This window comes from Intestinibacter sp. (assembly GCF_051866655.1).
Classification (GTDB): Bacteria; Bacillota; Clostridia; order Peptostreptococcales; family Peptostreptococcaceae; genus Intestinibacter.
The window spans coordinates 1-7,914 of record NZ_JBJDXL010000039.1 but is presented as its reverse complement, the minus strand read 5'-3'; the positions used below and the strand labels follow the sequence as shown (position 1 = coordinate 7,914).

The 7,914-nt window shown below is 27.9% G+C and carries 6 protein-coding genes; 3 read left to right on the top strand and 3 right to left on the bottom strand.

What is annotated here, in order from left to right; genetic code table 11:
- Window positions 1-66: 66 nt before the first annotated feature.
- A complete protein-coding gene (cls, locus tag ACI3VO_RS01185) occupies window positions 67-1,596 on the bottom strand; it encodes a cardiolipin synthase (RefSeq protein WP_439756149.1) in 1,530 nt (509 codons plus the stop codon).
- A gap of 45 nt (window positions 1,597-1,641) precedes the next feature.
- A complete protein-coding gene (locus ACI3VO_RS01180; protein WP_439756148.1) occupies window positions 1,642-2,805 on the bottom strand; it encodes a class I SAM-dependent methyltransferase in 1,164 nt (387 codons plus the stop codon).
- Between the two features lie 232 nt (window positions 2,806-3,037).
- On the opposite strand from ACI3VO_RS01180, the gene ACI3VO_RS01175 reads away from it, so the two are divergent.
- Window positions 3,038-3,787, top strand: coding sequence for a polyphosphate polymerase domain-containing protein (locus ACI3VO_RS01175; protein WP_439756147.1), 750 nt, complete (start codon window positions 3,038-3,040; stop codon window positions 3,785-3,787).
- Window positions 3,781-4,470: a DUF4956 domain-containing protein gene (locus tag ACI3VO_RS01170; RefSeq protein ID WP_439756146.1), complete on the top strand. Its 690-nt coding sequence runs from the start codon at window positions 3,781-3,783 to the stop codon at window positions 4,468-4,470. Before ACI3VO_RS01175 ends, ACI3VO_RS01170 begins: the two co-directional genes overlap by 7 nt.
- An 86-nt stretch (window positions 4,471-4,556) precedes the next feature.
- On the opposite strand, the gene ACI3VO_RS01165 is transcribed toward ACI3VO_RS01170, so the two are convergent.
- Window positions 4,557-6,425, bottom strand: coding sequence for a carbohydrate-binding domain-containing protein (locus ACI3VO_RS01165; RefSeq protein WP_439756145.1), 1,869 nt, complete (start codon window positions 6,423-6,425; stop codon window positions 4,557-4,559).
- Between the two features lie 293 nt (window positions 6,426-6,718).
- Here ACI3VO_RS01165 and ACI3VO_RS01160 point away from each other — a divergent pair, with 293 nt between their 5' ends.
- Window positions 6,719-7,111, top strand: a complete 393-nt coding sequence (locus ACI3VO_RS01160) for a 4Fe-4S binding protein (RefSeq protein ID WP_439756144.1) — start codon at window positions 6,719-6,721, stop codon at window positions 7,109-7,111.
- Window positions 7,112-7,914 lie beyond the last annotated feature (803 nt).

Here is a 7,914-nt window from a genome sequence, read left to right as displayed (position 1 = left end):
AAATCTCACTCCTTTAAAGTATTATACATTTAATTTTAAATCATAACAGTAAAATAGGTCAACAATTTACATAAGTGGTGCAAATAATCTTAGAACAGCTTTAAACAAAGTATCAAACTTGCTATCATTGAAGAAATCTTTTTCTATTTTTTTACTTTTAGAAATAGTTTCTATAGCATCTCGTTTTATATCTTGCACGCATTTTGTCTTATACATGAATACTCCACATTCGAAATGAAGATATAAGCTTCTATAGTCAAAGTTGATTGTACCAACAGTCGCTATTTCATCGTCGCTGACTACAACCTTAGCATGTATAAATCCCGGTGTATATTCGTATATCTCAACTCCATTTTCTAGTAGCTGATGGTAATACGATCTAGTAAGCTTGTATACTGTCTTTTTATCAGGAATTCCAGGAGTTACGATTTTTACGTCTATTCCTCTTTTAGATGCTAAGCAAAGAGCTGTCATCATTTCATTGTCGATTATAAGGTAAGGTGTAAATATATATACGTATCTCTTAGCGTTATTTATAATATTTAAATATACATTTTCCCCCACTATTTCTTCATCTAATGGTGTATCTCCATATGGTTGGATATATCCATCATTTACTACAAGATCATCCATATGAATATGTGGTTTATATTTGCTGTAATCCTCATCGGTATATCTAAAGGAATTCCACATATGTAAAAACATTGTAGTTAAGTTCCAAACAGCTTCACCCTTTAGCATTATACCTGTATCTTTCCAATATCCAAATCTTTCTTTTTTATTTATATATTCATCTGCTAAATTTATTCCACCAGTAAATCCTGTATGACCATCTATTACTGTTATCTTTCTATGATCTCTGTTGTTCATAACTAATGAAACAAATGGAATAAATGGATTAAATGCCATGCACTTTATTCCCCTAGCTTCTAATATTTTATCGTACTTATAAGGTAGTAGAGATATACACCCTACATCATCGTATATTAATCTGACATCTAGTCCTTCTTTCGCTTTTTGTTCCAGTATATCGAGTATAGTATTCCACATTTCTCCTTCTGCAATTATAAAGTACTCCATAAAAATATAGTGTTTTGCAGCTTTTAATTCTTTAATTAAATCCTTGAAATTTTCTTCTCCACTTTTATAGTAGACTGCCTCTGTATTTTTATATATAGGGAAATCCATATAATGCGCTAAATACTTAGCTTGACCTGCGACTCTCATATCCTGTGATTCTATTTCTTTTACAACTTTTTCATCCTGATGTATAAGCTGTTTTTGTCTGTTGTACTCCTTTTCTAATTTTGTTCTCATTTTTTTTGCAGGTTTTTTGTTCCCTAAAGATAGATAAAGTAATCCTCCGAAAATTGGAAATAATAAAATAGGAATTATCCACGCTATCTTATAAGCTGGATTATCCTCCTTATTAACTATAAATAAGACGACTAGTATGCTAATTACCATACATATAGCACTCATTACTTGTGAATACTCACTAAAATTCTTTATCAATTCTAGCATATATACAGCTTGTACTAGTATCATAAGACCAAATATAAAAATTCGATTAAACACTATTTTTAAATATTTCATCCTCATACCCCCTTTTTTTAACAAGCTATTCATAGTTTAAACTTATTATATCAAATTATCTTCTTTCAATAAATTATATAAAGTCGGGCTGAAGTTAAATTCCTTTATTAATTTATTTACTTCATCTAAAGCTTTTTCTGCTTTCTGTTTCGATACATTTGACTTACTAGCCCTTATTAAAATATTCTTAGGTGAATGAGCTATATCTATAAATTCTAAAAGCTGAGTTTTATATCCAACAGCCTCAAGTAGATTTCCCCTAATTGCATCAGTCATAAGAGCTGCTACTCTCTCCTGAATTATTCCGTATTTAGTTAATATATCTAGATTTTCTGCTTTCATTTGATGATTTAATTCGTGTTGACAGCATGGGACTGAAAATATCATCTTAGTATTCCACTTTATAGCATTATATAATGCATAATCTGTAGCCGTATCACAGGCATGTAGTGTAATTACCATATCTACCTTATTATTGTATTTGTACCCATTTATATCGCCTAGCTCAAAATGTAAATTATCGTATTTATAACGTTTAGCTACTTCATTGCATTTTTCTATTACATCTTCTTTTAAGTCTAAACCTATCATTTTGACATTTATCTTTTTAATTTCAACAAAATAATAATAAAGTATAAATGTTAAATAAGACTTACCACATCCGAAATCAAGTATAGTAAGCTCCTTGTAATTATTTTTCTTGATTTCATCATCTATTATCTCTACAAATCTATTTATTTGCTTGTATTTATCATATTTAGATTTTACAACCTTTCCTTCTTTAGTAAAAACGCCTAAATCTATTAAAGGCTCTATAATCATACCTTCTTCTAAAATATAGTTTTTCTTTTTATTGTGATCTTTATTTATTAAATTTGAATTATCAGCTTTTTTCTTACCCAAAAATACTTTACCCTTTTTAGATATTTTTAAATCAAATGTAGAGTCTTCACTCCATGCAGATAACTGTTTATAACTCGTGCTCATATACTCTATTAGCTTATCCTTTATTAAGCAAGTTTCTATATTTTCATGAAAAACCTGTTTATCTGTGTATTTTTCGATTTGGTAGTATTCTTTATCTTTACTCTCTTTAATATTCACATTTATTTTATTGTACTTTTCATCTTTATTTTTTTTATTACTTATAACAATTTTAAAGGCTCCACCCTCTACTATTTTATCGATAGCATTTATTAAATCCTTCATTTTTCCTCCTATCATAATCTATCCTATATGTATTTATAAATTATCTCCTATATTAAATCTACTAGACTATTATTATATCACTTACTTCAAATAATATAGCTTATTTTTATTAAAAATACGATATAAAAATTATATTGTCCGATAATTTGAAATAAACATCGTCCACATATTAAGGTAAATTTAAGGTTGATTTCATATATTATTAACATAAATTTGATAGGAGTGAAAAAATATGGCAATCAAATCTTTTAAGCGTTATGAAAAAAAATATCTTATAACGCAAGAGCAATACGATTTATTAATTCCTAAAATACTAAACTACATGGAGTTTGATGAACATTGTAAAAACAATCAAAATTACAATATCTACAGTATTTACTACGATAACGATAATAACGATGTAATAAGACATTCAATTTCAAAACCATATTATAAAGAAAAATTACGTCTCAGAAGCTATAAAATCACATCAAAGCCTGAGGACATTGTATTTTTAGAATTAAAAAAGAAAATAAATGGAATTGTAAACAAAAGAAGAATAGTGCTTACCTTTAAACAGGCTATTGATTTTTTAGAAAAAGGAATTAGACCTTGTACAGATGACTACGTAAATAATCAAGTTTTAAACGAAATAGAATACTATTTAAGTAACCATGACGTTCATCCAGCAGTTTTTATTGGATATTCTAGAAAGGCTTTTTTTGCTAAAGATAACAGAGACTTTAGACTGACTATTGATTCTAAAATTCTAACTAGAAGAGAAAATTTATCTCTTGAAGCAGGATATTTTGGGAAAGATATACTAGAAAAAAATCAATATTTAATGGAGGTAAAAATATTAGGATCTATTCCTCTATGGTTTACACATATATTATCAGAATTAAAAATATACAATACTCATTTTTCAAAATATGGGACAGAATTTATGAATTACACAAAAGAAAAACAACTTAATAATCAAAGGAGAGAACAATTATGCTAGAAAGTATTATAACATCAACATCGGGAGAATCATTTACATTTATAAATGCAATTATTGTGCTTGTCACTTCAATTGTATTAGGCTTAATTATAAGCCTATCTTATATGAAAACAAACAATAAAGATAGGTTCGGTTCAAACTTCTCAGTAACCTTAGTAATGCTACCGGTTATTATAGCTATAATCATCTTATTAGTAGGAAATAATGTAGCTAGAGCATTTAGCTTAGCTGGAGCATTTTCAATAATCAGATTTAGAAGTGCACCTGGAGATCCAAAGGATATTGCATATATATTCTTTACACTTGCTGTAGGACTTGCATGTGGTATGGGATATATAGGATATTCAATATTATTTACATTCGTTCTTTGCTTAGTGATGTTAATTTTAGAAAAGGTTAATTTCGGAATAAATAAAGAAAAAACTATGGAATTAAAAATAGTAGTTCCAGAAGATCTTAATTTTGAAGGTGTATTCGATAGTATATTAGATGAATACACAAATTCATATAGTGTCGAAAGAGTTAGAACTAGAGATTTTGGTGCATTATTTGAAATTACATATTTGATAAAATTAAAACAAGATGCTAGCTCAAAGGAGCTATTAGATAAGCTTAGATGTAAAAACGGTAACTTAAATATAAGTCTTACCTCTTCAATATCAGAATCAAAGCTTTTTATATAATCCATTCAAAAAAGGAAGTGTTACAAAATAGAGTCAAATCTATTTTGTTTACACTTCCTTTTTGTATACTATTTCATTTTTATTTATTAGAAGTTTTTACCCATACCTCTTTGCTTTTCACCATTACTTCCAGGTTTCATATCTCCTCGTGGATTCATATTTCCACTTGATGATGCTCCTTCTTGTACTAATTGATTGATTGAAGATGAAATTTCTACACTTCCTACTTCTTCTCCACCACTATATGTTCCTTCTGAATATACTCCATTTTCACTTTCTCCGTTGTATTTGCCTCCAATATAAACTTTATATGTAGAATTATCTTTTATATTAGGAGAAGACACAATAATTGAAGAATACTCTTTGCTAGGTGAAAATGTAATCAATTCATTTCCATCTTGATCCTCTATATGAACTAAAGTGTTTTTAGATTGAGATGTTAAAACTGTAGATATTACATTTTGCTCACTAGTATCGCTTGGATTTTGTAGCATTCCTGAGCTTCCAGCTGCAATCAATGTCCCACCACTTATATTGAAGCTACTTCCATAATCTAAAGACCCATTTCCACTATTAGTAGGTCCATTTACTACTACCAATCCATCAGTCATTTCAATAGTCCCATTTGAATCCAATCCATCACCAGATGCATCAACTACAATTGTACCTCCACTGATTGTCAATTTTGCATCTTGATCTGATTCAAATGGATTCGCTCCCGGTCTATTTTGTGATGAGTTGTCATTTCCACCTGATACATTCACACCATCGTCACTTGCAGTTATATTTATATTTCCACCGCTCAATGTAATTTCTTGACTTTCTATTCCTTCATAAGATTTAGAGATTTCTATATCTCCACCACTTATTTCTAAGGTTGCATCTGAGTGTATTCCGTCATCCCCAGATTTTATATCTATATCAGTATTTTTAATTTTTATTGCTCCATTTGAATGTATAGAGTCATCTGAAGAATCTATGTCTAGTTTTCCTCCATTTATTTCAATACTGCTAGATGCTTTTATACCCTTAGCACTTTCTTCTTCATCAATATCAGATGTTGTAGTATTTTGACCACCACGGTTTGCTGGTCCCCAATTACCCCAGTCTTCTTTCGTACTGGCATTTTCACTACCTCCACCAGTAGAAATTTTGATATCTCCTTCATTTATAATTAAGTTAGTTTCAGCCTGAATTCCATCTTCTCCAGAAGTTATATCAATACTTCCACCTTCTATTTGAACATAGCCTCTATCAGAATCTTCTGTATTAGTTGATTTTATACCATCTCCATCAGAAGTAACCTTTATATTCCCATCTAAAATAACTACACAATCCTTTCCTTTTATACCGTGGTTTGCAGCCTCCACAAATATATCTCCACTTTGAATTATTAAATCATCTTTGCTTGTTATACCGTTGTTATAATTTCCTTTTATATTTAATGAACCTTCTCCCATTATAACTAAATCCGATTTACTAAATATCGCAGCATTTGGTTCATCGATATTTTCCTCTAAATTATATTCTTCTCCATCTGAAATATTATTTTCACTATCCTTAGCCGTCGATAATATTACTTTATCTCCATTTACTATATTTATAGGCGAATTGTCTGAACAAGTTATATTTGCATTATCTAAAACTATATATACATCGTCTTTGTCACCTGCATCTACTATTAATTGTCCATCTGATAAGGTACCACTTATACTATAAGTTCCCGAACTATTTATAGTAATAATGTTTTTATCAACACTAGCACCTTCCCCATCGACACTTATATTATCGTTTAAATCTATATATGTATCTATTTCTCCAATTGTCTCAAGTTCTATTCCATTTATCGATGTCAAATCCTCACTTGTATTGTTGACTGATGAATTTGACGAGCATGCAGTTAAAGTTACAGTTAAAGAACACAACGATAAAAAACTTATTAATTTTTTATTCATAAAAAACCTCCTAAAACTTATATTTTTTTATATATTATCAGCAAAATCTTAAATTAAACTTAACGCTAAAATACAAATACTTTTATATTTTTTTATATTGAAATTTGACATATTACTTATACTATTATTATATTTTTTTTAATTATTTTATATATTTTATTTTTCGTTAATTTCTTATCTGATTTAATGCAAATCTTATTGATTTTTTACAAAATTTACTATAAACTAAAATTAGGTTGCTTAATTTATTAAGATAATTATTAGAAAGTACTTAAATTGGGGGGATTTTGAATATGAAGAAAAAATTAGTTGTTAAAGACAGAACTCAATGTCAAGCATGCTTAACTTGTGCTGTAGAATGTTCTATGGCTTTCTACAAAAAAGAAGGTTTAGGATGTATAGACATAACTACTAAAAAAGATGGATCTATAAACGTACAAGCATGTAACCAATGTGGTGTTTGTGCTAAAAAATGTCCAGAACAAGCTATTTCTCAAAATGCTAAAGGCGTTTATGTAATCGACAAGAAAAAATGTACTGGATGCTTAACTTGTGTTGAATCATGTCCAAGAGGAATAATAGTTAAAGCTGAAGATAAAGATACTCCTAGTAAATGTATCGCTTGTGGAAAATGTGCTAAAGCATGTCCAATGGGTATACTAGAAGTTGTAGAAGTAGAAGATTAATAATAAAAATTAATAATTAATTAATAAAAAAACAATCAGTCAAATGATTAAAAAGGCATAATCTTTATGGTTATGTCTTTTTTTATTTTATAAATAATTACTTTCTACATTTTTCTACATTTAATTATCATATTGATAATATTTTTATAATGCATAGGAAATTATATTCCTTTGAAATTGTGGATAAATATAATTTCCGTCATGCATTTCAAGAAAATCAACATTATGGATCTTTAAGATAAAGATTTTCTTATATAATTACAATACTATATAAAAATATTACTGCTGATATACAATATCAATATATTAAATTAATTTAGAATTTTCTAAATATTATATATTTTTTTCATAAATATTTTTTTTTATTAAGACATAAATCATTTTTTTAGTTAATATAATTATAGGTATATTATTTTTTTAAGTTAACTTATTATTTAAAAACTAATTCTTCTAAAAAAAATATATATGGATAGTTTTATAGAATTTATTTTTACTTTTGATTTAAAAATACGCAATACTTATCGATCATATATATTTTTAGATTTTAGGTATATCTAAGGTATTAAAGGTATTAAAAATATTTACGGTTTTTAAAAAATAAGTTTTCTAAATTTTCTTTAAATTTAGGAGGGGTTTTATGGAAAATATAGTAAATGCAGTCAATAACGTCGTGTGGAGTAACTGGTTAGTTTATTTATGTTTATTAACAGGGGTTTATTTCTCTCTAAGAACTAAATTCTCTCAAGTAAGAAACATAAAAACTATGGTCAAATTACTTCTTAGTGGTGAAAAATCTGATGAAG